24 protein-coding genes and 1 riboswitch are annotated in these 26330 nt (G+C 52.6%); of the genes, 15 read left to right on the top strand and 9 right to left on the bottom strand.

Going from position 1 to position 26330, the window contains the following annotated elements; genetic code table 11:
• Positions 1–34 precede the first annotated feature (34 nt).
• Positions 35–1540, top strand: a complete 1506-nt coding sequence (locus tag AC3RCL_RS27185; protein ID WP_492533123.1) for a replication initiation and membrane attachment family protein — start codon at positions 35–37, stop codon at positions 1538–1540.
• Between the two features lie 34 nt (positions 1541–1574).
• Entirely contained in the window at positions 1575–2528 is a 954-nt protein-coding gene (gene dnaI, locus AC3RCL_RS27180; RefSeq protein ID WP_492533121.1) for a primosomal protein DnaI, read from the top strand.
• A gap of 126 nt (positions 2529–2654) precedes the next feature.
• Here dnaI and AC3RCL_RS27175 read toward each other — a convergent pair whose 3' ends face one another.
• Positions 2655–2810, bottom strand: a complete 156-nt coding sequence (locus AC3RCL_RS27175; protein WP_006212594.1) for a hypothetical protein — start codon at positions 2808–2810, stop codon at positions 2655–2657.
• A 253-nt stretch (positions 2811–3063) separates the two neighbouring features.
• Here AC3RCL_RS27175 and trxA point away from each other — a divergent pair, with 253 nt between their 5' ends.
• Positions 3064–3381 carry a thioredoxin gene (gene trxA, locus AC3RCL_RS27170; RefSeq protein ID WP_492533118.1) on the top strand — a complete coding sequence of 106 codons (318 nt, stop codon included), beginning with the start codon at positions 3064–3066 and terminating at the stop codon, positions 3379–3381.
• A gap of 136 nt (positions 3382–3517) precedes the next feature.
• Complete coding sequence (uvrC, locus tag AC3RCL_RS27165; RefSeq protein ID WP_492533116.1) at positions 3518–5521, top strand: excinuclease ABC subunit UvrC; 2004 nt, start codon at positions 3518–3520, stop codon at positions 5519–5521.
• On the opposite strand, the gene AC3RCL_RS27160 is transcribed toward uvrC, so the two are convergent.
• Complete coding sequence (locus AC3RCL_RS27160; RefSeq protein ID WP_096776634.1) at positions 5493–7181, bottom strand: CPBP family intramembrane glutamic endopeptidase; 1689 nt, start codon at positions 7179–7181, stop codon at positions 5493–5495. The two genes, uvrC and AC3RCL_RS27160, sit on opposite strands and share 29 nt — an antisense overlap.
• 290 nt (positions 7182–7471) lie before the next feature.
• Positions 7472–7616, top strand: a riboswitch (cyclic di-AMP (ydaO/yuaA leader).
• Between the two features lie 63 nt (positions 7617–7679).
• On the opposite strand from AC3RCL_RS27160, the gene AC3RCL_RS27155 reads away from it, so the two are divergent.
• Positions 7680–9020 carry a TrkH family potassium uptake protein gene (locus AC3RCL_RS27155; protein ID WP_096776633.1) on the top strand — a complete coding sequence of 447 codons (1341 nt, stop codon included), beginning with the start codon at positions 7680–7682 and terminating at the stop codon, positions 9018–9020.
• 16 nt (positions 9021–9036) lie between these two features.
• Positions 9037–9711 (top strand): potassium channel family protein, encoded by a 675-nt coding sequence (locus tag AC3RCL_RS27150; RefSeq protein WP_009592874.1) that lies wholly within the window; start codon positions 9037–9039, stop codon positions 9709–9711.
• Between the two features lie 35 nt (positions 9712–9746).
• Here AC3RCL_RS27150 and AC3RCL_RS27145 read toward each other — a convergent pair whose 3' ends face one another.
• On the bottom strand, positions 9747–10664 hold the full coding sequence (locus AC3RCL_RS27145) for a LysR family transcriptional regulator (RefSeq protein ID WP_015737406.1): 918 nt from the start codon (positions 10662–10664) through the stop codon (positions 9747–9749).
• Between the two features lie 275 nt (positions 10665–10939).
• On the opposite strand from AC3RCL_RS27145, the gene AC3RCL_RS27140 reads away from it, so the two are divergent.
• From AC3RCL_RS27140 to AC3RCL_RS27120, 5 genes are all read left to right on the top strand, one after another.
• Positions 10940–11608 (top strand): succinate dehydrogenase cytochrome b558 subunit, encoded by a 669-nt coding sequence (locus AC3RCL_RS27140; RefSeq protein ID WP_015737405.1) that lies wholly within the window; start codon positions 10940–10942, stop codon positions 11606–11608.
• A gap of 17 nt (positions 11609–11625) precedes the next feature.
• The gene (gene sdhA / locus AC3RCL_RS27135) at positions 11626–13368 is read left to right on the top strand and encodes a succinate dehydrogenase flavoprotein subunit (RefSeq protein WP_015737404.1); all 1743 of its coding nucleotides are present in this window, start codon (positions 11626–11628) and stop codon (positions 13366–13368) included.
• A gap of 19 nt (positions 13369–13387) precedes the next feature.
• Entirely contained in the window at positions 13388–14152 is a 765-nt protein-coding gene (gene sdhB, locus AC3RCL_RS27130) for a succinate dehydrogenase iron-sulfur subunit (RefSeq protein ID WP_076324823.1), read from the top strand.
• Positions 14153–14283: 131 nt separating this feature from the next.
• Complete coding sequence (locus tag AC3RCL_RS27125; RefSeq protein ID WP_492533111.1) at positions 14284–15084, top strand: AAC(3) family N-acetyltransferase; 801 nt, start codon at positions 14284–14286, stop codon at positions 15082–15084.
• A 211-nt stretch (positions 15085–15295) separates the two neighbouring features.
• Positions 15296–15982: a potassium channel family protein gene (locus tag AC3RCL_RS27120; protein WP_096776630.1), complete on the top strand. Its 687-nt coding sequence runs from the start codon at positions 15296–15298 to the stop codon at positions 15980–15982.
• A 74-nt stretch (positions 15983–16056) separates the two neighbouring features.
• On the opposite strand, the gene AC3RCL_RS27115 is transcribed toward AC3RCL_RS27120, so the two are convergent.
• A complete protein-coding gene (locus tag AC3RCL_RS27115) occupies positions 16057–17436 on the bottom strand; it encodes an aldehyde dehydrogenase (RefSeq protein ID WP_492533109.1) in 1380 nt (459 codons plus the stop codon).
• A 97-nt stretch (positions 17437–17533) separates the two neighbouring features.
• Between AC3RCL_RS27115 and AC3RCL_RS27110 the strand changes: the two genes are divergently transcribed.
• A complete protein-coding gene (locus tag AC3RCL_RS27110; protein ID WP_492533107.1) occupies positions 17534–18442 on the top strand; it encodes a metallophosphoesterase in 909 nt (302 codons plus the stop codon).
• Positions 18443–18697: 255 nt separating this feature from the next.
• Here the strand turns inward: AC3RCL_RS27110 and AC3RCL_RS27105 are convergent, their stop codons facing one another.
• Entirely contained in the window at positions 18698–19507 is an 810-nt protein-coding gene (locus AC3RCL_RS27105) for a histidinol-phosphatase (protein ID WP_492533105.1), read from the bottom strand.
• A 53-nt stretch (positions 19508–19560) separates the two neighbouring features.
• Positions 19561–20463: a LysR family transcriptional regulator gene (locus tag AC3RCL_RS27100; RefSeq protein WP_009593067.1), complete on the bottom strand. Its 903-nt coding sequence runs from the start codon at positions 20461–20463 to the stop codon at positions 19561–19563.
• Between the two features lie 419 nt (positions 20464–20882).
• Here AC3RCL_RS27100 and AC3RCL_RS27095 point away from each other — a divergent pair, with 419 nt between their 5' ends.
• Together AC3RCL_RS27095 and AC3RCL_RS27090 are read left to right on the top strand one after the other, a co-directional pair.
• Complete coding sequence (locus AC3RCL_RS27095; protein WP_009593072.1) at positions 20883–21341, top strand: chemotaxis protein CheX; 459 nt, start codon at positions 20883–20885, stop codon at positions 21339–21341.
• A 93-nt stretch (positions 21342–21434) separates the two neighbouring features.
• Complete coding sequence (locus AC3RCL_RS27090; protein WP_492533103.1) at positions 21435–22208, top strand: SDR family NAD(P)-dependent oxidoreductase; 774 nt, start codon at positions 21435–21437, stop codon at positions 22206–22208.
• Positions 22209–22220: 12 nt separating this feature from the next.
• Here AC3RCL_RS27090 and AC3RCL_RS27085 read toward each other — a convergent pair whose 3' ends face one another.
• On the bottom strand, positions 22221–23054 hold the full coding sequence (locus AC3RCL_RS27085; protein WP_492533101.1) for a nucleotidyltransferase domain-containing protein: 834 nt from the start codon (positions 23052–23054) through the stop codon (positions 22221–22223).
• Positions 23055–23098: 44 nt separating this feature from the next.
• The gene (locus tag AC3RCL_RS27080) at positions 23099–24040 is read right to left on the bottom strand and encodes a helix-turn-helix transcriptional regulator (protein WP_492533099.1); all 942 of its coding nucleotides are present in this window, start codon (positions 24038–24040) and stop codon (positions 23099–23101) included.
• Between the two features lie 147 nt (positions 24041–24187).
• On the opposite strand from AC3RCL_RS27080, the gene AC3RCL_RS27075 reads away from it, so the two are divergent.
• Positions 24188–24949 carry an alpha/beta fold hydrolase gene (locus AC3RCL_RS27075; protein WP_192570606.1) on the top strand — a complete coding sequence of 254 codons (762 nt, stop codon included), beginning with the start codon at positions 24188–24190 and terminating at the stop codon, positions 24947–24949.
• Here the strand turns inward: AC3RCL_RS27075 and AC3RCL_RS27070 are convergent.
• Positions 24936–26216, bottom strand: coding sequence for an adenylosuccinate synthase (locus tag AC3RCL_RS27070; RefSeq protein WP_492533097.1), 1281 nt, complete (start codon positions 26214–26216; stop codon positions 24936–24938). The two genes, AC3RCL_RS27075 and AC3RCL_RS27070, sit on opposite strands and share 14 nt — an antisense overlap.
• Positions 26217–26330 lie beyond the last annotated feature (114 nt).

Raw genomic sequence — 26330 nt, 5'->3', positions numbered from 1 at the left:
AGTCTATTTTTGGGCGACAGGGGGAGCATAAACGATGCGCATGACTAATTTTTTACATTTTACAGAGAATCACCGTTACTGCGTATACCGTGACTTCTGCTTAAGCGGCCTGGACGACAAAATGCTTGGTTCGATATATCAACCGATGGTCGGCGCGTTTGCGGTCAGCCTGTACCGTCTTCTCGTATCGCATGTGCCGCTGGAGAAGGTGGGCTATTCGGCCATTGAACAGCAGCGAAGATTATTCTTGACATTAGGGCTTGAGCCCAGCGAAAAAGGACGCCGCTATCTCATTGAGCAAACCTCCAAGCTGGAAGCGGTAGGATTGCTGCAGACCAGCCGGATGTTCGTCCCGGAAACGGACGACCATGTCTATGAATATGAGCTGCAGGCGCCGCTCAGTCCGGCGGAGTTCTTCAACACCCAGCATCTGACGCTGCTGCTTCGCGATAAGGTGGGAAAATTCGCAGTCCTGTCGCTGAGGGAAGAGCTTTGGAGCAAGGAACCCCTGGAATGGTCCGGCATTTCCCTGAACAAGGAGAACATTTCTGTTCCCTTTTACGATATTTTCGAGTTGAACACGCATGTCATTGATTATGAATTGGAGCAGGCGCTGGAAGAGGTAGCGGTATCAAGGAAGCCGGTGCTGCCGCCGAATCCGCAGGGAGAAGGCTTGAACTACGCGGACATTATTCTGCGATTCCCGCGCGAATCCCGCAATCGCGTCTTTGTGGAGCGTCTTCGCTACGACCATGAGCAGATGGGCATCGTGAATTACGTCGTACGCAAGTACGATCTCAGCACGCAGGATTTGTGCCGGCTGCTTGACGAGGACGGCATCTTTACCGAGCACGGCGAGGTTGTCCTGGACGATTTGCAGCACAAAGCCAGCCTACACTTTAGGCAGGGAATGAAGATGCAGGAGAAGCGGCAGATTACGGCGGGCAAGGTGGTAGCCCTGCATCAGGAGATGACGGCCGATCCGGACGAGCCTGCGCAGGAGCATGCCGTACAGATGGAATATTACGTCGAGGTTCCGGCCCAGTTCCAGTCCAAATGCGATATTCACCAATATAATATGATGCTTCGTAACGAGCCTTATACACGGCTCCTGCAGACGTTCTTCCCGGGCTCGGTTCCCGCGCAGTTTCTGGACATCTTCGAAAAGATCGACCTGAGCTACAAGCTGCCGGGCGAAGTCATCAACGTGCTCATTCATTATTTGATGTCGCTCATTGCCGCAGGCGGCGAGCAGCGGATCAACCGCAACTTTGTGGAGGCCATCGCTTCCAATATGCTGCTGAAGCAAGTTAACAGCTATGAGAAAGCCGTTCAGTATATACGGGATCAAGCCAAGATGAAAGGCAAGCAGAAGGGAGCCTCGCAGCGCACGCGTACATACGCTAAAGGCGGAAAGGCGAAGCCGGAAATTCCAGTGGCTTTGGAGTCCGATCAGGCGGAGGCCGTATCGGATGAGGAGTTCGAAGAAATGATGCGGTTTGCGGCAGAAATGCAGGCTGGCAACAAGAAGGGCGGGTAAGGAAAATCCCGCTTAAGAGAGGAGGGAACAGGTGATGGAGTCCCTTGGTGAACTGCTGGAAAGCATGAAAAGTACTGCGCTCCTGCGCAGAACCGAGCAGATTACGGAGGATTTGCTCAGGAATCCGCTGATTCAAGCACTGCGAAGCGAATATCCCGAGATCGATGACCGGGTCATACGATTGAATTTAAGCAAGCTGTATCAATATGCGGGAGACCAGGCCCACTGCCAGGCATGCCCGGGTCTGGACCGGTGTCCGAATGATTTCCAGGGACATTTCAGCAAGCTGGATATTCAGCGGATGAACGGCACGGTGGAGATCTATGAACGGAAGGCGCCGTGCTCCCTGCAGATTGCAAAAACCAATGAGGATCAGATCAAAAAGCGGATTCGCAGCTTTTATGTTGACGAGCATGCCTTGAGCGAAGGGTACGACAACATGGAGATTATGGCGAAGGACCGCTTGCGGGCACCTGCGGTGCACCAGGTCTTCAAATATATCCGGGATACGAAGGAGAACGGCTTGTCCCCGCGCGGCTTGTATCTGACCGGTTCGTTCGGTACCGGGAAAACGTACCTGATGGGCTACCTGATGCATGAGCTTGCCAAAGCGGGCCACTCCGGCGTGATCGTCTATATGCCCGACTTCGTGGAAGATCTGAAAAGCATGATGCAGGACGGCCAGAAGCTGAAGGACATGGTCGAGACGATGAAGCATTGCGACCTGCTGATCTTTGACGACATTGGAGCGGAGAATTTGAATCCGTGGGTACGAGATCATGTTCTCGGTTCCATTCTGAATTTCCGGATGAACCGGCTGCCGACCTTCTATACGTCGAACTATCCGCTCGACGGGCTGGAGCAGCATCTCAGCTTCACGAGCAAGGACGGCGAGGAGCTTCACAAAGGGCAGCGGTTGATGAACCGGATCGCGCCTTTCGTGGATGTCGTTCATTTGTTCGGAGAGAACCAGAGAGGGAAGTTCTAGACGTTTGCAACAAGCACATGAACAGAGTGGACAAACGTCCCCTGAAGCGTAAAAAGTCTGATCCCGCTTGCGCATGGAGCGCGGCAGGATCAGACTTTTTATCTGTGCACAAGGAATCATCAAATATTAACCGACCAAGAACTTGATAATGACGAATCCGAAAAAGATGATGGTCATGAAACCGAACATCCCCACGAAGCCCATCATCAAATCGCCAAAGTCATTGCGTGGTTCTTCATTGATGTGCTCCCGTGGATCGTTAACGCGTACGTTTACATCCATGGTGCTTGCCTCCTCAAAAGGTGAACATGCCGTGCGAACACGAAAAACTTGACCGTCACCCGACTTGTTACTAGTAGTATACCCAATGCGCAAATCATTTGTAAAGATTGCATAAAAATCCCGTGAAAACCTCTTTCTTTAGGTGAGTATATTTCACTTTTTCCGGCCGATTGTGGTATACTAAATTCGTCGACCCATTCGACAATTATGATTCGCACTTTACCCGATCTTATCCTGTGAGGAGGAGAATACAATGGCTATCGTCAATGTTACCGACCAAACCTTCGTCAATGAAGTAGAAGGACAAGGCACGGTTGTAGTTGATTTCTGGGCGCCATGGTGCGGCCCTTGTAAAATGCTTGCTCCGATTCTGGACGAATTGTCTTTAGAACTCGGCGATGATGTAAAAATTGCAAAGGTGAACGTGGATGAGAATCCGGAATCCGCTGCACGCTTTGGCGTCATGAGCATTCCGACCATGATCTTCTTTAAAGACGGCCAGCCTGTCGATAAAGTCGTAGGTCTGAACTCCAAAGAAGCCTTGAAGGGCATTATTGCAAAACATCAATAAGTAGGATTTGCCATAGACTGCAATCCGCTTTCATACAGCGCCTTCGGTGTAACCCGGAGGCGCTTTGTGTGGTTCATTATCATGGTATATATTTATAACGTTAATATCATACATCTCCTTGGAGAGGAGGAATAGCATGGACGATTCTGCCAAACGGCTTCAGGAGCAGGAGAAGGCGCAGGAGAATATTCGCCACAAGCTGGCATTGCTGCCGGATCAGCCGGGCTGCTACCTGATGAAGAACCATGAAGGCACGATTATTTACGTGGGCAAGGCCAAAGTGCTGAAGAATCGGGTGCGCTCGTATTTTACCGGGAGCCATAACGGGAAGACCCAGATGCTCGTTTCGGAAATCCGCGATTTCGAATACATCGTGACGGGCAGCAACATGGAAGCGTTAATTCTGGAGTGCAATCTGATCAAAACCCATCAGCCGAGATTCAATGTGCTGCTGAAGGACGATAAAACCTATCCCTACCTTAAAATAACGAATGAAGAGCATCCTCGCCTGGAAGTGACCAGGAGGGTGCTTAAAGATAAAGCTAAATACTTCGGTCCTTATCCGAACGCGTATGCGGCGCAGCAGACCAAAAAGCTGCTGGACCGGATGTATCCACTGCGCAAATGCGGCGTGATGCCGAAAGAGGTCTGCTTGTATTACCATATGGGACAATGCTTGGCTCCATGCGTGAAGGAAGTGCCGAAATCCGCCTATGAACAGATTACGGGAGAGATTACTTCCTTCCTGAGCGGCGGGCACGAAGAGATCAAGAAGGAACTGCAGCGAAAGATGCAGGAGGCCGCGGAGGATTTGTATTTCGAGCGTGCCAAGGAGCTGCGGGACCAAATCATCCATATCGATACCTTGATGGAGAAGCAGAAGATCACGACAACGGATACGCGGGATCGCGACGTATTCGGTTATGCCGTGGACAAAGGCTGGATGTGCGTGCAGATTCTGTACATGCGCCAAGGCAAAATGGTGCAGCGCAACAAGTCCGTTTTTCCGTTCTACGGGGATGCGCACAGTGATTTCATGTCGTTCATAGCCCAGTATTACAGCGATAATCCTGCATTGCCGCAGGAAATTCTGCTGCCTGGGCCGCTGTTGGCAGAGGAGACCGGCTCCGAGACGGCCACTGATAGCGCCGGGGATCAGGGTGCCCGGAACGCAGACGAAGCCGCGGAAACGGAGAAGAAGCTGACCGCGGATACATCCGAAGAACAGCAGGAAGTCCTTGTCCAAGCCCAAGCGGAGCAGGCGGAGGCCGCTGGCCTCGTGGATGCTGCCGGGGGCGCTGCCGCCTTGCAGGAATGGCTGGGCGTGAAGGTTCACGTGCCGCAGCGGGGCTTGAAGAAACAGATGGTCGGCATGGCGTCGGATAACGCGAAGGTGTCGCTGGACGAGAAATTCCGCTTGATTGAGCGCGATGAAGAACGGACCTCGGTTGCAGCGGCCAATCTGGGCGAGGTGATCGGCCTCCAGTCGCTGAACCGGATCGAGGCGTTTGATAACTCGAACATCCAGGGCACAAATCCGGTATCGGCCATGGTCGTATTCACCAACGGGAAACCGGATAAGAAGGAATATCGCAAATATAAGATTCGTACCGTGCAGGGGCCGGACGATTACGATACGATGCGTGAAGTGATCCGGCGGCGGTACGAGCGTGTATTGAAGGAGAACCTGCCGCTTCCGGACCTCATTGTCGTCGATGGGGGGAAGGGACAGATCTCAGCAGCCATCGACGTGCTGGAGAATGAACTGGGGCTGTTCGTCCCGGTCTGCGGGCTTGTGAAGGATGCCAAGCATAAAACGGCGCAGCTGATGGTCGGAGACCCGCCGGAGCCGGTGTCGCTGCCTCGGGACAGCCAGGAGTTCTATTTGCTCCAGCGCATTCAGGATGAGGTTCACCGTTTCGCGATTTCTTTCCACCGCGAGCAGCGCGGGAAATCGATGGTGACGTCCAAGCTGGATTCGATACCGGGCATCGGGGAGAAGCGCCGCAAAATGCTGCTGAAGCATTTTGGCTCGGTCAAAAAAATAAAAGAGGCTTCAGTCGAAGACTTCAAGCCCCTTTCCATCGGTGAAAAATTAGCAACGGATATTCTTAATGCACTTCGTGAGGAGGAGTCGTGACATACGGCTTCTCTTTTTTTGTCGGGTTGAAACGGTAAATCGCATAGGCTACAATCGCCGGAAGTACCATGTAAAAAGCGCCGGTCAGCAAGTTGGCTGCATCCTTGAGCATGATCAGGCTGATGCCCATCAGGATGCTGTTGAAGATGACATGGGAGAACATCGCCGCCAAATACCCGTATTTCAAGAAGATGTAGCTGAACAGCAAACCGATGATGACCAGCTCAATCGGTCGGGAGATCACGGGGTATATCGGATAGAGCGTATGTCCCAGCGCCCAGATAAGCGAGGTGATCAAGCTTGCGACAAAGGTGTTGCGGACGATCTTTTTCACCATCTTGATGCCGAACAGCCGGTACACGGCCTCCTCGGATATGCCGGCCAGCCAGGCCATCAACGGAAACAGCCAGGGATACAGCATGTTGTAAGGCGATTGCGTCGCATCCGTGGTGGACCATGTATTCAGGGTCAGACCAAGACCGATAAAGATGACGGATTGGACGCCAAGCAGGATGAAGGCCCACATATACCCCAGCTTCATGCTGTCCAGCACGTAATGCCCGTATCCGGGTTCTTTGGCGCGCGGCCATGGATTGAGCCCGTCTTCTTTATGCCACAGCCCGCTGCCGCCGACAAGGGAGAAATAGAGCAGGGCGGAGAAAACGAGCGAATAGACGGCATAGAAAATCATCATCCCGAGCACGCCGGTTTGCGACATGCCTTCCGATTTGAAAACGGGAATCAGGTTATACGTATTCAGCATCTGAATGACGAACAGCAGCGCCGATAAGAACAGGCCGCGCTTAAACGAGGTGTAGGCTCTGGTCTTCACGCTGTACACAATCGCAAGAATGCCCAGGATTAGGGTGAACAGGCCGTACCCTGCGAGCGTCAGCAGCGTGGCATCCTGCGTCTGCTTGTTGACATAAGCGGAGTGGGCGGCCGGGACCGAGAAGGAGGGCTCATAAGAGCGCAATTTCCCCTGCTCGAAGGTGAAGCGGTGCTCCAGCCTGGAGTCCCCGATCCTGGATTCAGGGTCCACATATTTGAGACGGGGCTCCCCCTCCTTCGTAACCAGCTCCAGATTCGACAGGTCATAACCCGCCCGCTGAAGCCATGGCTCCGCCAGCGCCTGCTTCTCGGCCAATGTCATGCCGTCCTCAACGACGAGCAGCATCTGCCTCTGAATCTCGCCCTTGTTCAGCTCGATCCGGTCAAAGCTGGAACGGGCATAATCATACGAGAATCCGACGATGCCGGAATTCTGCATGTGCACGTCCACATTGAGGGCATCGCCTCCAGGCTCGCTGAAGCGAACGCGGTATACGTCATAGGGATATTTGGCTTCATAGGTTTTGTTATATTCCGAAAGCCTCTTCTCCTTCGCCAGATATCCGTAAAGTTCCGATTTGGATTGATATGTAACCAAGGCTTCGTCCGTGTCCGCAGCCGCAAACTGCAGATGCTCCTGAGCAAACCTTGAAGCTGCCTGCCGAGCCTGCTCCTTGGAAATGATATCCGGTGAGGCCATCTCGGCATCGTCCGGATTCGCCCACGGAAATACCTGAAATAATAGGAACAGAATCAGGCCGACTGCGGCAGGCGCGATGAGCTGCTTCAGATTGGGCTTCAGCTTCAAGGGCTCTCTTGCACGATTCATGAAATTCCTCCTCTAAGAAAGTTGATACTCCCACTGGTATTCGATATGCCTGATTAAGAACGCATAGAGTCAATATAACATAGTATGAAAGCCATAAGCAGCTTATCCCAATTATCGGAATATTGAAATAAATCGATGAAAATGAATGAAAGGTTTCGAAAACGTTAGAGAACCCTACGCTTGTATTCTTGAATATGCCCAATTCGCGCTCTTTTAAAGATATTTCGGGCGAAAAACGGCATTGGGTTACGTAACGGATTGAGTTATAATCACATCATGCTTGAAGGAACCGAATATTCCAGCCGAATTTCGTAATGAAAATGGGGGAACCATGTAATTGGGGTGAATTTCATTATTCCCGGAATAATGAATAGGGCGACCTGTGGAAATGCCCGAATCCGTCAGCTAACCTCGTAGGCTGTTGCACAGGAACCAGACCGAAAGGCACTGCGTTTTCCAGTGTCTTTTTTCGTTGATTTTTTTAAAGAAGGTGTCCGATTGAACGCTAAATTAAACTGGCTTACATTGTCTCCGCCCCAAATTCTCGTGCTTGGTTTTGCGGCCATCATCTTCATCGGGACCGGGCTGTTAATGCTGCCAATCTCGACGACGACGGGCGAACCGCTTGGATTTACTGACGCCTTGTTCACTTCGACCTCGGCAACGTGCGTAACGGGCCTGGTCGTGGTGGATACGGGAACGACATTCAGTTCCTTCGGAGAAGTCGTGATCATGCTGCTGATTCAAATCGGCGGGCTCGGATTCATGACGATGGCTACTTTATTCGCCTTGGTTCTGAAAAGACGCATATCGCTCAAAGACCGTCTAATCTTACAGGAAGCGATGAATCAGTCCTCGATGGAAGGCATCGTAAGGCTGATACGCAGAGTATTGCTGTACTCCCTCGTCATCGAGGCCTGCGGCGCAGTCCTTTTATCGATTCGTTGGGCGTTTGATATGCCGCTGGGCCGGGCGATCTACTACGGTGTTTTTCATGCGGTGACGATGTTTAACAACGCCGGCTTCGATTTGTTTGGCGATTTTCGGAGTTTGACCGGGTATGTATACGATCCGGTAGTCAACTTCGTCGTGATGTTCTTGATTGTTTCCGGGGGCATTGGATTTATTGTGCTGTCCGATCTGATCGATTATCGAAAACAGCGGAGGCTCTCCCTGCACTCCAAGGTGGTGCTCACGATGACGGCTGCCTTGCTTGCGGTCGGATTTATCGTCATTCTCATATTTGAATTTACCAATCCGAGAACGCTGGGTTCCCTGAACTGGGGCGGAAAATTCTTCGGCGCGTTATTCCAATCCGTAACGCCGCGTACGGCGGGCGCGAATACTATAGATATTACGGGGCTCAGACAGGCAACGCAATTTTTTATCGTCATCCTGATGTTTATCGGAGCATCTCCAGGGTCAACCGGCGGCGGCATCAAAACCACGACCTTTACCATTATGGTAGGGGCGGTGATCGCGATGATGCGCGGGCGGGAAGACATCGTCATGTTCCGTTATCGCCTGGCCCAGGAGCGGGTGCTGAAGGCACTGACCATTGCCTTGCTGGCCCTGCTGCTCGTTCTAACCGTCTCGATGATTCTGTCGACGACAGAGGAAGGGGACTTCCTGGAGATTCTATTCGAAACGACATCCGCCTTCGGTACGGTAGGTCTCTCCATGGGCTTAACGCCCGATTTGACCGTGTTCGGCAAGATCCTGATCAGCCTTACGATGTTTGCGGGTCGATTGGGGCCGTTGACGCTTGCTTATGCACTGGGGCCGAAAAAGGGTAAAGAATTATATCGTCATCCGGAAGGCAAAATGATAATTGGATAAGGGGTATAGGAGAGACATGAAACCAAAGCAATTTGCAATCATCGGTTTGGGGCGATTTGGCGCCAGTCTGGCGCTGGAGCTGATGGAACAGGGGTATGAGGTGCTCGGCATCGACCGGAACGAAGAGGTCGTCGAGGACATGAGCGAGCTGCTGACGCATACGGTGGTGGCGGACGCGACGGATGAGGAAGTGCTTAAATCGCTTGGCATCCGCAACTTCGACTGCGGGATCGTTGCGATCGGGAACGACATTCAGATGAGCATCCTCTCCGCCATCCTGTTGAAAGAGCTGGGTGTCGCGATGGTCGTTGCCAAGGCGATATCGGTGCTGCACGGCCGGGCGCTGGAGAAGCTTGGCGTGGACCGGGTCATCTTTCCCGAGCGGGATATGGGGATCCGGGTAGCGCACCAGCTCGTGACGCCAAACCTGCTTGATTATATCGAATTATCCAAGGATTATCTGATTGTGGAGATGACGGTCACGGACTGCATGGACGGAAAAACGCTGAGCGAGCTTAATACGAGGGTCCGGTACGGTGTCAGCGTGGTGGCGCTGAATAAACAGTCCGGCATTATCGTGGCTCCGACGGCCATGGACGTCGTGAATTCCGGCGACATTATGGTCGTCATCGGCTCCAATGACAACGTGGACCGCTTTGAGTCCGAAGTCGTGAATATGCTCGAGAAATAAATATAGTAGAAAAAACTGACGATTGCGAAATATCGTCAGTTTTTTTTCGATTTATCTTCCTCCAGCTTGCGGAACAGGATCTCCGTTTCTTCGATCCAGCGGCTGGCCGCCTTGCTCAGCTCCGAGGCTTGACCGTAGATCAGCGAAGTCGTTCGCCGGGTTTCGATGAGTGCCGGAATATGAATGTCGACGAGCCCGTTATCGGACAGCAGCTGCGGCCTCAGATAGGATTTGGGCAGCAGCGCGGCCGCCTTGCAGGTCGGGATCAGCCTGACGATCGCTTCGAAGGAGTCGATCTCCATCCGGATATCGGGCATGATGCCCCAGCGGTGAAACAGATCGTCCGTCAGCTTGCGGTACCAGGTTCCTGTCGAAAATATGATCATCGGCAAGCCTTGAAGCTGTTCGATGCCCACATCCTCGATTTCCGCCAGCGGATGTGAAGACGGGATGACAAGCTCCAGATGGTCATCGAACAGCGGGATGCAGTTCAAGCCCGGCTGGTTGATGGATGAAGCAACAATGCCGACATCGACCCGTTTATCCCTTACATAAGACACGATTTCATGGGTCTTGCCGGTGATGAGCTTGATTTCGGCTGACGGATGACGCTCCATGAAGGCATTGACCAGCGGGGGCAGGGTGGTCTGCAGCGTGGTCAGACTGGCGCCCAGGTTAATCGAGATTTGGTCCCCTTCCCGGTAATGGGCCAAGGTCTGCAAGAATTTGATCTGCTGCTGGCGCTGCTCCAGGGCGAAGGTATACACAATCTGCCCAATTGAGGTAAGCTCCAGCCTTTTGCCGCGGCGGTTGAACAGCTGCAGTCCGAGCTGGTCCTCCAGTTTGGCTATTTTTCGGGACAGGGCCGGCTGTGACAGGTTGAGCAGCTTGGAGGCTTGATTGATGCTGGATTGCTCCACGACGACGGCGAACACGTCCAGTTCTTCGAACATGGAAATCCTCCTATTAAAATAGACATGCGTGCAAAACGTTGCTTATGCGTATAGATTATAACGATTAATAATTATATTGCAATTCCATTATAAGAAAAAAAGGAGTAACATGAAACATGACACAAGTTGTTCACACGATTGCTGAAATAGGCAACTTTTTGTCGTTGCAAGGCTTTTTGAACAACCTCTTTTAGGGCAGGGGAAGTGTAATTGTTCTGAAAATAGGAAAGATTGAAAATGAAAACGCTGTACATTGGAAAGGGGAACGTCAACTGATGAAAGGGTATTATTCCAGAAAGCTGCATTCTTTGCTCGGTGTCATACCGCTTGGGGCATTTTTGCTCAGCCATATGATTTCCAACTTTAAGGCTTTCGAGGGTGGAAAGGAAGGCTTCGCGAGCGCGGTGCATTTTTTGAACAGCATGCCGCTGATTTTTTTCCTCGAGCTGTTCCTGATCTGGCTGCCATTGCTATATCACGGCGTCTACGGGTTATACATCGCTTACCAGGCGAATAACAACGTGGGCAACTACAACTATGAACGGAACATCCGCTTCACCATCCAACGGATCACCGGCGTTATTACGTTCGTTTTTGTCATCTGGCATATGTACGATACGCGCTTCCAAATCATGATCGGCAAAATCACGCATGACGATTTGGGCGCGACGATGCACGGCATCATGAACAATCCGGTTCTGTTTATTCTGTACGTCATCGGCGTTGTTTCCGCTACCTTCCACTTCGCTAACGGCCTGTGGGCGTTCCTCGTCAGCTGGGGCATCACCGTCGGTCCGCGCGCGCAGAAGGTATCCACTTACATCTGCATGGGCTTGTTCGTATTGATGAGCGTGCTGTTCGTTCTTGCCATGACAGCATTCCGCGGTTCCGAATTCCAGGCGGCGACGGCAGCGATCGACGTAGTTAAGACAGTCTTAAGTTAAAGGGGAGTGAACGAAAAATGGCATCTAATATTATCGTAGTGGGCGGCGGCCTCGCCGGGCTGATGGCAACCATCAAAGCGGCGGAAGCAGGCGCTCACGTTCATCTATTCTCGCTTGTACCCGTTAAACGCTCTCACTCCGTGTGCGCGCAAGGCGGCATCAATGGAGCCGTAAATACGAAAGGTGAAGGTGACTCTCCTTGGGAGCACTTTGACGATACCGTTTACGGCGGCGACTTCCTTGCGAATCAGCCTCCGGTCAAAGCGATGTGCGAGGCGGCGCCGGGCATTATCCACTTGATGGACCGCATGGGCGTTATGTTTAACCGCACGCCGGAAGGCCTGCTCGATTTCCGCCGCTTCGGCGGAACGAAGCGCCATCGTACCGCGTTTGCCGGCGCGACCACCGGCCAGCAGCTGCTGTACGCGCTTGACGAGCAGGTTCGCCGCTGGGAAACCGCGGGGCTTGTGACCAAATACGAGAACTGGGAGTTCCTGAATGCGGTCATCGACGACGAAGGCGTATGCCGCGGTATTGCCGCCCAGGATCTGCGCTCGATGGAGATCAAGTCGTTCAAGGCCGAAGCCGTCATTCTCGCCAGCGGCGGTCCCGGCATTATTTTCGGAAAAACGACCAACTCGGTTATCAATACGGGAACAGCGGCCAGTGCGGTGTATCAGCAAGGCGTTCATTATGCGAACGGCGAGTTCATCCAGATCCACCCGACGGCCATTCCGGGCGACGACAAGCTCCGCTTGATGTCCGAGTCGGCACGCGGCGAAGGCGGACGGATTTGGACCTATAAAGACGGCAAGCCTTGGTATTTCCTCGAAGAGAAATACCCTGCTTACGGAAATCTGGTGCCGCGCGATATCGCTACGCGCGAAATCTTCTCCGTCTGCGTTGATATGGGACTCGGCATCAACGGCGAGAACATGGTTTACCTGGACCTTTCCCATAAGGATCCGAAAGAGCTGGACGTCAAGCTCGGCGGCATCATTGAAATCTATGAGAAATTCATGGGCGACGATCCGCGCAAAATCCCGATGAAAATCTTCCCGGCAGTCCATTACTCCATGGGCGGCATGTGGGTCGATTACAACCAAATGACCAACATTCCAGGGCTGTTCGCAGCCGGCGAATGCGAGTATCAATATCACGGCGCGAACCGTTTGGGAGCCAACTCCCTGGTATCCGCCATTTACGGCGGCATGGTGGCCGGACCGAAAGCGATCGAATACGTCAAAGGCCTGAAGAAATCCGCAGAGGATGTTTCCTCCACGGTATTTGACCGCGCAGCGAAAGAGCAAACCACCAAGTACGAAGGCCTGCTCAAGATGGAAGGAACCGAGAATGCTTACGTGATCCATAAAGAGCTCGGTGAATGGATGACCAACAACATGACGGTTGTTCGTTACAATGACAAGCTCGAAGCAACCATCGGCAAAATCAAGGAATTGAAGCAGCGTTACCGCAATATCAATATGACGGATACCTCCCGCTGGAACAACCAGGGCGTGGCGTTCACGCGTCAGCTGTGGAACATGCTGGAGCTGTCCGAGGCCATGACGCTGGGTGCGCTTCTCCGGAACGAAAGCCGGGGCGCTCACTACAAGCCGGAATTCCCGGATCGTAACGATGAAGACTTCCTCAAGACAACCAAAGCAACCTGGACGCCGGATGGACCACAGATTTCATATGAAGAAGTGGATGTTTCCTTAATCCCGCCGCGGATTCGCGACTATTCGAAAGACAAGTAAGAAGGAAGGGGGATTTACGATGTCTCAAACGGCAGCTGCCTCAAAGAGCGTTAAATTTATCATTACACGTCAGGACAATCCGGAGACGAAGTCCTATACCGAGGAATTCGAAATTCCGTACCGTCCCGGCATGAACGTCATTAGTGCGCTGATGGAAATTCAGCGCAATCCCAAAAATGCGCAGGGCCAAACCACCGCACCCGTATGCTGGGACTCCAACTGCCTGGAAGAAGTGTGCGGAGCTTGCTCCATGGTCATCAACGGGAAGCCGCGCCAAGCATGCGCGGCCTTGATCGATAAGCTGGAGCAGCCGATTCGGATTCAGCCGATGAAGACGTTCCCGGTCGTGAGAGACTTGGTGATCGACCGCAGCCGCATGTTCACGGCCCTCAAGCGCGTGAAAGCGTGGATTCCGATCGACGGCACCTATGACCTTGGTCCCGGCCCCAAAATGGCGGAGAAGAAGCGTCAGTGGGCTTACGAGCTGTCCAAGTGCATGACCTGCGGCGTTTGCCTGGAGGCTTGTCCGAACGTCAACGAAAAAACGGACTTTATCGGACCGGCCGCGATCTCCCAGGTTCGCTTGTTCAATGCTCACCCGACAGGCGAGATGAACAAGGAGGAGCGTTTGGAAGCGCTGATGCAGGATGGAGGCATCGAGGGCTGCGGCAACTCGCAGAACTGCGTGCGTTCTTGTCCGAAGGGCATTCCGCTGACAACGTCCATTGCGGAAATGAACAAGGATACGACCAAACACCTGTTTAAGCGCTGGCTTGGCGTTTAATCGGTTAACTTCAATACCAAGGCGTCTGACCGGGGCATGGGCTTCGGTACAGGCGCTTTTTGTTGTGTGCTATAATTTATGTGTTTTTTCATAGGATAGGAAATCTTCGAATTGAATCTGAGGTGAGTCACTTGATCATAGAAAGACCGATTACGATAAAGGATATTAGCGATGAATTGGCCGCTTTGGGCGTCCGGAAAGGCATGACCTTGCTCGTCCATTCTTCGCTCAAGAGTGTGGGCGGGTGGATCGTCGGCGGTCCGGAGGCCGTCATACTGGCACTCGAAGACGTACTGGGGGAAGAAGGGACGCTGGTGATGCCGACCCAATCCGCGAACTTAACCGATCCAAAGACATGGGGAAATCCGCCGGCCGATCCAAAATGGTGGAATCTGATTCGCGAGGGCATGCCGCCCTATGATCCGGATCTGACGGTCACTTCGGGGATGGGGATCATTCCGGAAGTGTTCCGTAAACAAGAAGGGGTTATCCGAAGCGCTCATCCGCATGTTTCGTTTGCGGCACGCGGCAGGGAGGCCAGGGACCTAATGCAATCCCATCCGCTGGACCATAGCTTAGGCGAAGCTTCTCCGCTGGCACGATTGTATGAGGCGGGCGCGTTCGTGCTAATGCTGGGCAGTGGTTATGGCAACAATACGTCGTTCCACCTCAGCGAATACCGCGCGAATTGGAAGGGCAAGGAGGCGGTCACCGCCCACGCGCCAGTCCGCAGGGTGCAGGGAGTGACAGTGTGGGAGGCGTTTCAGGATATCAACTATCATTCGGACGACTTCGAGGCATTAGGGGCTTCGTTCGAAGCGCAGTGCCCCGATGCGTATATCCATGGACGCGTAGGAAAAGCCGACTGCATATTGGCTGAACAGCGGGCCATGGTGGATTATGCCGTGTCGTGGATGGAGAAGAACCGTTAAATGTTAGCGGCGCATCGCACAAGCTTTCGGAATTACCGCAGGCGAGTGTTGAGCGACGCAGCACAAGATATCCAGACTTCGACCAGGACTAAAGTCAGCTCTTGCCAGCTGCCAAGCTGCCAATGACCTCCAGGTGCAGAGGTGCCGTTTCGAGGGTAATAGGACGTAATGGCACGGCCTGCGGGTTGCGGGCCTCAAGGAGGGACTAGAGATGTCTTGGTGGATGTGGCTGCTCAATTTGGCGGGCTTGCTGTCGTTGATCTATCTGTTTTACAGCATGGACAAGAAGTGGTCCAGCAGGCCTTTGCTGCTGGCGCCGCTGCTTATTTATGTCCTGATATCGGTCGAGGATTTGCTCGGCTGGATTGATCTCATGCATGTCGTGCCCGGCGAAGGTGGCATGCGGGCCTTGATCCTGCTGTTTTCATTATGTTCCGTTATTTTCTATGTGCTGTATATCTTCGATAAGATTGCAGACTCTGTCCATCAGCATGTCGATATGAAAACGACCCTGGTTCGGATCAGCATGGCGGCGGGGATGTGCATTCTATTTTTCACGGTGGTGTATATGTCGATTTATAAGCTGTTCGGAGGCGTTTCCTTCGAAGGCGAGAACCTCGGTCAGGATTTGCTGAGCCAGTTCATTACCTTCCTGTATTTCAGTATGGCGACGTTTGTCACGGTCGGGTATGGCGATGTAGCCCCTGTCGATAATACGTCCCGGCTTGTCGTGGTGCTGGAGATTGCCTTCAGCTTCGTTACCGTTGCTTATGCGCTGTCCATGCTGGGGACGCTGCGCCGGATCTTTAAGCCCGGCGACGACGGACTGGAGACGGAGGGCGGCGAAGTGAAGACAAAGGGCGATATGCCGCATCGCAGAAAACATTCATCCAAGTAAAACAGGCGCGCCGACAACGGTGCGCCTTTATTAGTTATAGTTAACGGGGCAGGAAAGCGAAAGCTGGATGAAAGCTAGGGCTTCATCAGCTTTTTTAAAATGCCCAGCCCGTTCTTGGAAGGATAACGGAATTTAAAATCAAACCGGTTGGTTTGCTTAAGTACGCTTTTTCTATGGGAGAATGTGTGGAAGCTGTATTCCCCGTGATACGAGCCGATCCCGCTCTCGCCGACGCCTCCGAACGGAAGAAAGGGGGTTGCCAGGTGCATCAGCGTGTCGTTGACGCATCCCCCGCCAAAAGAAACCGAGGAGAGCACGTAATCCTGTACATCTTCATTCTCGGTAAACAGGTAAAGCGCGAGCGGCTTGGGACGGGCTTGAATCGCTTGGACCGCCTCGTGCAGATCCTCATAGGTCAGGATCGGACACAGCGGGCCGAAGATTTCTTCCTCCATGATCGGCATATCCCAGGTGATATCGTCCAGCACGGCGGGCTCGATGAGCAATTTATCCCGCGACGTGCCCCCGCCGTGGCGGAGGGTTCCGTTGTCCAGAAAGTTGGAAAGCCGGTCAAAATGCTTCTCCGAAACGATGCGCCCATAATCGGGATTGGTTAGCGGGGTCTCGCCGTAGAATGAAGTGATGGCGTCTTTCAGATGCGCGATGAACTTCTCTTTCACCTTGCTGTGCACGAGCACATAATCGGGAGCGACGCACGTTTGGCCTGCATTCGTGAACTTGCCGAATGCGATACGCGAAGCCGCCAGGGCAAGGGGCGCATCCTCGTGGACGATGCAAGGGCTCTTGCCCCCGAGCTCCAGCGTTACCGGTGTCAGCTGCTTGGCGGCGGCTTCCATAACGATTTTGCCCACGTGGGTGCTGCCGGTAAAAAAGACATAATCCAAAGGTTGCTCCAGCAGGCTCGTGCTAACCTCGGGTCCTCCCTCTACAGAAACCACGTATTCCGGCTCAAACGTCTCCTTCATGATGGCCGTAATGAGTGCGGATACGTTAGGCGTCAGTTCGGATGGCTTCACAATGGCCGTGTTCCCGGCGGCCAAGGCACCGATCAGCGGGGAGATGGCCAGCTGCCAAGGATAATTCCAGGGAGCGATAATCAGAACCGTCCCATAGGGCTCTGGGTAGACCATTCCCTTGCTGCCCACATGCGTCAGCGCGGTTTTGACACGCTGCGGCTTGGCCCAGCGCTTCAAATTCTTTATGATAAAGGAGAGTTCCTTGTAGACGATTCCGATCTCGGTCGTGAAGGCTTCCTGTTCACTCTTGTTCAGGTCCTTGCGCAGCGCCTCCATGATATCGTTCTCTCTGGCAATCAGGATTTGGCGCAGCTTGGTCAGCTGCTGGAGACGGAAATCCACTTCCTTGGTGATATCTTTATGAAAAAAATGCCGCTGTGCCGAAACTATGGCTGCGATCGAATCGTTAACAGTCATATATAAACCCCTTTCTCTTGTTATTTCATGTATATGAATAAACATAAGAGCGTTAATACTTGAATTCTTTCATTATTATATAGGAGGATGTCCCCCTATGAGAAATCTATCTTCGGAGATGCCCCAGGGTACAGCCGGCGGGGAGGCGAAGCGAGATCTTAAACAGAAGAGGATGTCGCGCCGCCGATTTCTGAAGATCGGCGTTTCCGTCTTGGCCGGAGCTGGCCTTGCGGGCGGAGCTTATGCGTCGTTATGGGAGCCTCGTCAATTGGATATTACGAGACACACGCTAACGTTTCCTTCGCTGCCCAAGGCTTTTGATGGGATGAAGATCGTCCAGTTTAGCGATTTGCATCTGGGCTTTCATGCAGGGGCGGACAACGCGGCCCGCGTGGTGCAAGCCATTCATCATGAAAAACCGGATATGATCTGTTTTACGGGAGATATGGTGGACGGCAATGCGGAAGATATGAGGGCTGCCATTCAACCGCTCGCTCAGCTGAAAGCCCCGTTAGGCTTATTCTCGATATTAGGCAACCATGATTACGGGGACGTGAAGAAGCTGATTGCTCTGGAGGAGGAGGCCGGGTTTCAGGTGCTGCGCAACAACGCCGTGAAGCTGAGGCGGGAGGGTGCCGTCTTCGTCGTTGTGGGGTTGGACGATGGCATCTGGGGAACGCCGGATCCGGAAGCTGCCATTCGGGATCTGCCCGAAGGCATGTTCAAGCTGCTGCTGATGCACGAGCCGGATTATGCAGATACTGCGGCAGCCTATCCATTTCATCTTCAGCTATCCGGACACAGCCACGGAGGACAGATCCGCCTGCCTTGGATGGGCGAGGTGGTCACGCCGCCTGGAGCCAAACGTTACGTGGAGGGCCTGTATACCGTGGGTTCCCAAGGCATGCAGCTCTATGTAAACAGGGGAATCGGCACGACGCATCTGCCTTTTCGTTTCCTATGCAAGCCGGAGCTTACCGTGCTTACGCTGCGGTCCATGGTTTAAGCGAAAGCGGGATATGTAATCTGATATGTAATCTGATATGTAATCTGAAAATTTCAAGTTGAAAGGATCACTTGGAATTTGTTACACAATTGAAATATACCTGTTATCAAACTCTAACAGCCGCGGGTTAAACTTATCACATGACCCCCTTTTGAGAATATATATTATGTTTCGGACCCGGTAACGGGTCCACTTTTTTTGCCCATTTTGCCGCCAATACCCATATAAATGCAAAAAAACAGAAGGAGTACCCCGTTAAAGAGGTACGGGCACCTTCTGTTTTTGTTCGAAATAGACCCATTCCGTGTATCCGATTTCCTTAAGCACCTTGGCCACTTCGTCAAATTCATCTCCTACCCGGGACGGTTTGTGGGCATCGGAGCCGAAGGTGACCTCGACGCCGTGATGGTGCGCTACTTCCAAGATGGCGTTCGACGGATACCAGCCGCCGCACAGCTTGGTTTTGCCGGACGTGTTGATTTCGATGGCAAGGCCCGATTCCGCAATGACTTTCAGCGTTTCCTCAATCGCTTCATCGGCTTTGATCTCGGAGAACAGCGGATAATTGCCCTTCATCGCATCCATATGGGCAATGATCTGGAACATTCCGCTTCGGGCGGATTGGCGGATCAGATTGAAGTATTCCTCTTTATCCGCAACCTGCTGCTGAGGCGTCAGCTTCTTCCAGCGGTTCTTGTTGAAGATGCTGACATCCCTGACGTGATGGATGGAGCCGATGATGTAGTCAAAAGGATAGGCCGATAACGCCTGCTGGTAAACCTGCGCATGGTTCGGGAAATAATCGGATTCGATGCCCAGCAGGACCTTGATTTTCCCCTCATATTCCCGCTTTAAGTCCAGAACCTCTTGCACGTAGGCCGCAAAGTCCGCTTTCGCCATGGAGATGGCCGGGAAGGGCTGTTCTTCCGGGCTTCCGAAGTATGGCGTATGGTCGGAAATCCCGATGACCTTTAAATCTGCTGCGATCGCAGCCTCGATGTAATCCCGGATATTGCCGTTGGCGTGGCCGCAGCGAAAGTGATGGGTATGCAGATCGAATTTCATATTGACCTCCTTCATGTCGCTTGATTGGTTATGGTTATATGGGACGGTCGGCATTATTCACTGCTGATGAATTGGGTCTCGGGCATGCCCTTCAGATCGCTAAGGAATTGGCGCATGGCCGAGCTGACATAACGCCCGCTCTTATAGATTACGCCGACAGGGTGGCTGACTTCAAGCTCGCTTAGGGGAACGATCTGCAGGGTGCCGTTTCGTAGCTCCGTCGCGACGGACTGCTTCGATATGATCGCTGCGCCCAGATTGATCTCGACCATCCGCTTGATTTCTTCGCTGCTGGACAGCTCCATGACCACCTGAGGATCGACGCCGTGCTTCTTCATGACTTCATCGGCGAAGCGGCGGCCGACGGTGTCGCGCGTTAGCAGAATAAGGGGGGTTCCGGCCAGCACATCCATGTTGGCCGTGGAAAGCTTGGCCAGCGGATGCTGGGGGGATACGACCAGCTCAAAGGTATCGTAATACAGAACGGATGTGCTTAAGTTGGGATTGCGCTCGATCAGATAGCCGATCCCGATGTCGATAAGCCCGTTCTCCACGCTGTGGTAGATTTGGGAAGAGGCCATGGATTGAATGGTTGTTTTTATGTGAGGGAATTGATCCTGAAAGTAGGAAAGTACCCGTGGCAGGATCTGAATCGCTATGGAAGTGGTTGTGCCCAGCTGGATATGGCCCTGGGGGGTTTGATCAAGGTCGGACAGCCGCTGCTTCAGCTCATCCACGATGCCGAGGATCTGCTCGGCATGGTCCACGAAGACCTGGCCCCGGTCTGTTAACGTCACGGGCTGGCTCCGGTCCACCAGCACCGTTTTAAATTCTTCCTCCAAGCTCTTGATCTGGGCGGATACCGCCGGTTGTGTCAGATTAAGAAGCTCTCCCGCTTTGCGAAAGCTCATCGTTTTGGAGATGGTAATAAGCGTTTCCAATTGGCTGATGTTCATAGCCTTCCTCCTTCTTGATATATTCTTCCGCTCATCTATCGCGTGCAACCTGTATGTTATAAATTATAGGTTATTCTCCCCGGTGGAGCAACGAAGGGAGCAAACCGGATGGTTTTCGGCCGAAAAAGATGAAAAACATTTTTATTTTCATTTTAATTATTATTAAAAGATGGGGAAACCATCCGATAATAGTAAAGTAGACATAGAAAAAAGGTGAGACCTAAGGCCCGTTTAAGCGAAAGGAATATCTTCGTACTAAAGCGTTTCAAGTGATAGCTGACATCGTAAGACAGTGGTCGGAATGAGGGCTGTCGCTATTTTGTGATGATTTATTACAAGGTATCCATTATAATGTTTAAATATATAGGTGGGACTTTGGGACCCTGACCAACAACCCAGTGAAAGGGGCGTAATGAGGAATGAAAGCGGAAGTCATCAATCCTTTTTTAGAGTCCGCACGACACGTTATCGAACAAGTCATACAGGTTTCACCCTCCACGGGGAATCTTGGGGTCAAAGAGATCGGATATATGGAGAATCATATCTGGATCCAAATCGGCATGACAGGCCAAATGAACGGTGACATCGTATTTGGAATTCAGGAGCAGGTAGCGCTGCAGATGGTATCGGTGATGATGGGCGGCTATGTCATTACCGAAATGGATGAGATGGGGCAAAGCGCGATTTCAGAGCTCGGCAACATGATCAGCGGCAATGCCAGCACCATTTTATCGAACCAGGGCGTCAGCGTGGATATCACACCTCCCAAAGTAATGAAGTCGGATAGCACCTCCAGTCTTATTCAGAAGAAGGCGCTTTGTATTCCGCTTCGAATGGAAGGAATCGGAGAGCTGGATATTCAAGTCATGATTTCATAAAATAGGAGTAATGAACCCAAGTCCGTGCGTGAAGCTGCTCTGTGGATATTTAGAATGGAGCGCTGCGCCGGTGAGGAAAGGGATAATGAAATCATGCTGAATCATAAAGTTGTAGTTGTTACGGGAGCATCCAGCGGAATCGGTGCCTTGATCGCGGAGAAGCTCTCCGCTCAGGGGGCTTACGTTGTTCTGTGCGCCCGTTCGGCCGATCGTCTGCAGGAGGTGGGTACGCGTTTATCCGGTCCCCACGAGCTGGCAACCATGGATGTTCAGAACTCTGAGCAGGTGTCGTCTGTCATGGAGGCCGTATTTCAGCGGCACGGCAGAATCGATGTGCTGATTAACAACGCCGGATACGGCAAGTTTGAAAGTATTATGGACATGCCACAGGAAGAGTTTCAGGATATGATGGACGTCAACTATATGGGCATTGTACGCTGTACGCAAGCGGTGCTGCCGGGCTTGCTGAAGCAAGGGGACGGTCAAATCGTCAACATTGCATCCATGGCGGGGAAGATCGGAACGGCCAAATCCACGGCTTATTCGGCTACCAAGCATGCCGTGCTTGGGTTCAGCAATTCACTCCGCCAGGAGCTGCGGAACACGGGCATAACCGTATCGACCGTAAACCCCGGGCCGATCGATACTCCGTTCTTTTCCTTGGCCGATCCGACCGGCGGGTATGTCAAGAATGTAAGCTGGTTCATGATGAAGGCGGATTATGTTGCGGATCAGGTAGTAAAGCTGGTTCATAAACGCAAGGAAGAACTGAATCTTCCGAGGCTGGCCTCCTTTGGCATAAGGCTGTATCAGCTGTTTCCGCGGTTTGCAGACCGTGTGTCTTACAAATGGATGAATAAGAAATGAGGGCTATGCGCGCTACAAAGCTTCCGTTTCGGCTATAAGGTCCTGAAGCAGCGCAGTGGCTTGTTTTGTTTTTTCTGTATCCGATGAGAGCAGCGTGATCACTTGGTCCAGGCGTTCCTTGTAATTCGCCGGCTTGCGGGAGAAGGTCTCGATCATGGGCACCGCACGCTTCTCATTGATACAGTACATTTCATTTTTGGCAAAGAGCACTTGGTTCAAGCACGAAATGGAGCGGAAGCAGTGACCTGTAACATAAGTGACGTCATCGCTGGAAGCCGTTTTATTCGCCAACATCAAAGAGAAGGATGCCTCGAAAGTGAAATAGCCGATCATTGCATCCTGCAGAGGCTTCGGATAGGGAGACGTTTTGGCTTTCAGAGTCTGTATGCGGTTATCCGAGTCCCATAATATGCGGCAGATCGCAATTTCCCCCATGTACATTACATTCAGATAGGCATGCGGATGTCCGGTTTGGTAATGCGCGGACACCTTTCCTGCCGAACAGTCGTCGATGATGCCGGACACGCGGTGCACATCCCGGAATAAGAAATCCACATGATACCCCTCGATCACTAACCATCCGCCCCCGTTAACCCAGGCTCCCCATTCGCCCAATGAAGTGATAATCCCGTCCCGATGCTCGTCATCTAATTTCTTCGCGATTTTGGCGATGTCCTCCACCTTGAAACCTCGGGCTTCATCATAGTAAATGCCGATATCGATATCGGAATCCGGTCTGGCGGTTCCTTTGGCCCTGGATCCCCCGAGAACGACTCCTGTAACGCCAGGTACCCCGCGAAGCTCTTCCGTTATCCGCTCAATTAAGCGATCCACTTGTGAAGTCATGCATATTCTCTCCTTCATTTCTCCCAACTGGGATTGAGTTGTCCTTATGTATACCTTAATCTCATGGATTCAATTTTCTCCCGGGTCCATTGAACCGCTTCGGCTGGCGAGGTGATGACTGCCTCCTCTCCGAGCCGCCACACATAGTCCGCATAAAAGTTGACATCGGTTGCCGGTATTTCAAGCCGAACGACGCCGCTGCCGTCCGTGTTCCGATGGATATGGGGACCGAGCCGTGTATCCGTCTCAAGCAGCCAGACCCCTTTGGAAGTTAATTCTACCTCAAAAAACTTCATCTCGACATCCCCGATCTCGGGCATGTCCTGCAGCGTTTGGCCCGCGATATCTTCACGGATCGGTAAGGATTCATTGGGGCTGGCCGCCGTCATCCGGTCTACCCTGAATTGCCTGATGTCCTCTTGCGTAAAACAGTAGGCGGGACAATACCAGTACCCCGAGCTTGCATACAGCCCGATCGGCTGGATATGCCGCTGGCTGCTTCCGGCGGAAGAACGATAGGAGATCGTGACCGCTTGCCGGACCATGACGGCTTGCATTAACGTTTGTAAAATATCGGCCGACATCGGACGGAACGGGCTGTGAATCATGACGCGATCCTTAAGACGGTCGATCTGCTCCTTAATATCTGCCGGCAAGTAATGATAGAACTTATGGAGCGCCGTGGCGGCTCCCTCACCGAAGGGCAGCGTACTGAAGTAGCTCAGGGATTGGCAGGCAAAAAAGATGGCAATCGCTTCGCTTTCCGTGAAACTGATCGGTGGCAGCATCCGTTCCTGCAGCAATCTGTAGCCGCCGCCTCGTCCTTGCACAGAGTAAATGGGGACGCCGAGCCCGCTCAGCTCATCCAGATCTCTTGATATCGTTCGAACGGAGAGTCCGAATTCGTCGGCCAGCTCTCTTACGGTAAACGACTTTTTTGCATTGATCATCATCATTAATTGAATCAGGCGCTGCGATTTCTGCATTATGAACCCCCAGTCTCTTGATTATTTATTTTATCTTATTCTCTAAATAAGACAACATTTGTCTTATTTAACGGATATGATGTTCTCAAGCAGCAAGGGTTCCATTGAATCCTTGGAACAAAGGTACATTATGGAAGGGGAATATGCATGACTAAACAACAAAAAATGATGCAGGAAGAACTGGGGTTTGTTTTTTTACATGGAGCCGGAATGAACGGAGGCGTGTGGGATATCGTTGCGGAAGGACTGGGCTATCCGTGTTTGAAGGTTGATTACCCGTCGCGGGAAGAGGCTGCAGGGATGCCCGGGCATCATTTGACGCTGGAGGATTATGTAACCCATATGGCGGAGCAGGTGAGAAGATGGGATACGGACAAGTTCGTCCTTGTGGCGCATTCCCTGGGCGGGGTGTTGGCCATGGAGCTGGCTGCCAGGTTAGCCGAACGGGTAGCCGGATTCGTTGCCATCGGTGCCGCCATACCTAAGAGCGGCGGTTCGTTTATTTCGGCGCTTCCGTTTCCCCAGAGGATCATCATGCCGGTTTTATTAAAAATGGCCGGAACGAAGCCGCCTGAATCCGTGATCCGCAAGGGGCTGTGCAGCGATTTGCCGGAGGAGCAGGCCTCCCGCATCGCAGCAGAGTTCATCCCGGAATCCCGTAGGGTCTATACGGACCGCGTTCAAGCATCCGCACCCCAAGTGCCTAAGCTTTACGTGAAGCTCACCCAAGACAAGGAGTTCGGAGAATCCTTGCAAGAGCGCATGGCAGCCAATTTGTCGGCGGACAGGGTGGAGAGCCTCAGCACCGGTCATCTGCCGATGCTGAGCGATCCCCTTGGTGTCCGGCGCATTCTGGAAGGCTTCGTTGGCCAAGTGAAAACAAGCCATATATCAGCTATCTCATCATAATCTGATCCCGTCTCGGGCCGACGGAGATCGTCTTGACGGGTACGCCAATGGACGATTCAATAAACTGCACGTATTGCTGCGCCGCTTCCGGGAGCTCGTCGAAGGAACGGATATGCGACAGGTCGCATTTCCAGCCCTTCAGCGTTCGCAGGACAGGCTTTGCGGACCGCAGATCGGCCGTTACCGGAAAATGGTCAATGATGCTTCCATTCTCTAATTCATAGCCGACGCATACCGGAATGTCATCCAGATACCCCAGTACGTCAAGGTTGGTGAGAACGGCTTCGGTAGCTCCCTGAATCATGCAGCCGTAACGGGTGGCTACCGTATCAAACCATCCCATTCGTCTTGGCCGGCCGGTCGTAACTCCGTATTCGCCTGCATCGCCGCCAAGTCGTCTGAGTTCATCCGCTTCATCCCCATGCAGTTCGGTCACGAAGGGGCCTGCGCCGACGCAGCTTGAGTATGCTTTAACAACGGCAATGACTTGGCTGATAGCGTACGGCGGAAGTCCTGCTCCGACCGGTGCATAGCCTGCCAGCGTGGAGGAGGAGGTGGAAAACGGGTATATCCCGTGATCCGGGTCGCGCAGGGCTCCTAACTGGCCCTCCACAAGAATCGGATCGCCTTTCATATAAGCTTGCTGCAGCAGCGTGGTCGTATCCTGAATATACGGGGACAGGAACTGGAAGGGCTCCAATAGCTGCTTGACCATCTCATCAACGCTCAGCGGGTCCCTTCCGTAAAGATGCTGCAGCTGCACATTCTTGATGTCAAGCATCTGCTCGAGCCGTTCACGAAGTCCTTCGGGGTGTAACAGATCAGCGACCTGAATGCCCAGCTTGGCATATTTATCCGCGTAGAAGGGCGCGATTCCGCGTTTCGTGGAACCGAATCCCCGGGCGCCGAGCCGTTCTTCCTCGAGTTCATCCAGCAGCCGATGAATGGGAAGCACGACCTGGGCGCGCTCGGATATAAACAGCTTCGGAGCGGGAACGTTTCTGGCTTCCAGTTCCTGAAGCTCCCCGATCAAAACCTCCATATCCAAAGCCGTTCCCGGACCGATGATATTCGTTACGTTTGGATAGAATACACCCGATGGCAGCATATGCAGCGAAAATTTCCCGTAATCGTTGATAATGGTATGCCCCGCGTTACTCCCTCCCTGAAATCGAACGACATACGACGATTTCGCCGCAAGAACATCCGTCATTTTACCTTTGCCTTCATCTCCCCAATTGGCTCCTACAATGGCTGTGACTGTCAAAACGTGTTCGCCTCCTACGATCATTTTCTTGTACATGGCTCATTATATGAGCCGCTTGATTATAAATAAAATTGATATTAGTAATAGTGGACATTAGTTTGGCTTATGTTATAC

This window comes from Paenibacillus sp. MT86 (genome assembly GCF_058792535.1).
The sequence above is the reverse complement of the archived record's forward strand: the minus strand, read 5'-3'. Positions and strand labels throughout refer to the sequence as shown.

Bases quoted from the DNA above. Each gene is read 5' to 3' on its own strand.
- uvrC (WP_492533116.1), top strand. From the start codon at position 3,518: ATGGACGATTCTGCCAAACGGCTTCAGGAGCAGGAGAAGGCGCAGGAG.
- AC3RCL_RS27110 (WP_492533107.1), top strand. From the start codon at position 17,534: ATGAGAAATCTATCTTCGGAGATGCCCCAGGGTACAGCCGGCGGGGAG.
- trxA (WP_492533118.1), top strand. From the start codon at position 3,064: ATGGCTATCGTCAATGTTACCGACCAAACCTTCGTCAATGAAGTAGAA.
- dnaI (WP_492533121.1), top strand. From the start codon at position 1,575: ATGGAGTCCCTTGGTGAACTGCTGGAAAGCATGAAAAGTACTGCGCTC.
- AC3RCL_RS27120 (WP_096776630.1), top strand. From the start codon at position 15,296: ATGTCTTGGTGGATGTGGCTGCTCAATTTGGCGGGCTTGCTGTCGTTG.
- AC3RCL_RS27150 (WP_009592874.1), top strand. From the start codon at position 9,037: ATGAAACCAAAGCAATTTGCAATCATCGGTTTGGGGCGATTTGGCGCC.
- sdhA (WP_015737404.1), top strand. From the start codon at position 11,626: ATGGCATCTAATATTATCGTAGTGGGCGGCGGCCTCGCCGGGCTGATG.
- AC3RCL_RS27160 (WP_096776634.1), bottom strand. From the start codon at position 7,181: ATGAATCGTGCAAGAGAGCCCTTGAAGCTGAAGCCCAATCTGAAGCAG.
- AC3RCL_RS27115 (WP_492533109.1), bottom strand. From the start codon at position 17,436: ATGACTGTTAACGATTCGATCGCAGCCATAGTTTCGGCACAGCGGCAT.
- AC3RCL_RS27100 (WP_009593067.1), bottom strand. From the start codon at position 20,463: ATGAACATCAGCCAATTGGAAACGCTTATTACCATCTCCAAAACGATG.
- AC3RCL_RS27105 (WP_492533105.1), bottom strand. From the start codon at position 19,507: ATGAAATTCGATCTGCATACCCATCACTTTCGCTGCGGCCACGCCAAC.
- AC3RCL_RS27090 (WP_492533103.1), top strand. From the start codon at position 21,435: ATGCTGAATCATAAAGTTGTAGTTGTTACGGGAGCATCCAGCGGAATC.
- sdhB (WP_076324823.1), top strand. From the start codon at position 13,388: ATGTCTCAAACGGCAGCTGCCTCAAAGAGCGTTAAATTTATCATTACA.
- AC3RCL_RS27185 (WP_492533123.1), top strand. From the start codon at position 35: ATGCGCATGACTAATTTTTTACATTTTACAGAGAATCACCGTTACTGC.
- AC3RCL_RS27075 (WP_192570606.1), top strand. From the start codon at position 24,188: ATGACTAAACAACAAAAAATGATGCAGGAAGAACTGGGGTTTGTTTTT.
- AC3RCL_RS27095 (WP_009593072.1), top strand. From the start codon at position 20,883: ATGAAAGCGGAAGTCATCAATCCTTTTTTAGAGTCCGCACGACACGTT.
- AC3RCL_RS27175 (WP_006212594.1), bottom strand. From the start codon at position 2,810: ATGGATGTAAACGTACGCGTTAACGATCCACGGGAGCACATCAATGAA.
- AC3RCL_RS27085 (WP_492533101.1), bottom strand. From the start codon at position 23,054: ATGACTTCACAAGTGGATCGCTTAATTGAGCGGATAACGGAAGAGCTT.
- AC3RCL_RS27145 (WP_015737406.1), bottom strand. From the start codon at position 10,664: ATGTTCGAAGAACTGGACGTGTTCGCCGTCGTCGTGGAGCAATCCAGC.
- AC3RCL_RS27080 (WP_492533099.1), bottom strand. From the start codon at position 24,040: ATGCAGAAATCGCAGCGCCTGATTCAATTAATGATGATGATCAATGCA.
- AC3RCL_RS27140 (WP_015737405.1), top strand. From the start codon at position 10,940: ATGAAAGGGTATTATTCCAGAAAGCTGCATTCTTTGCTCGGTGTCATA.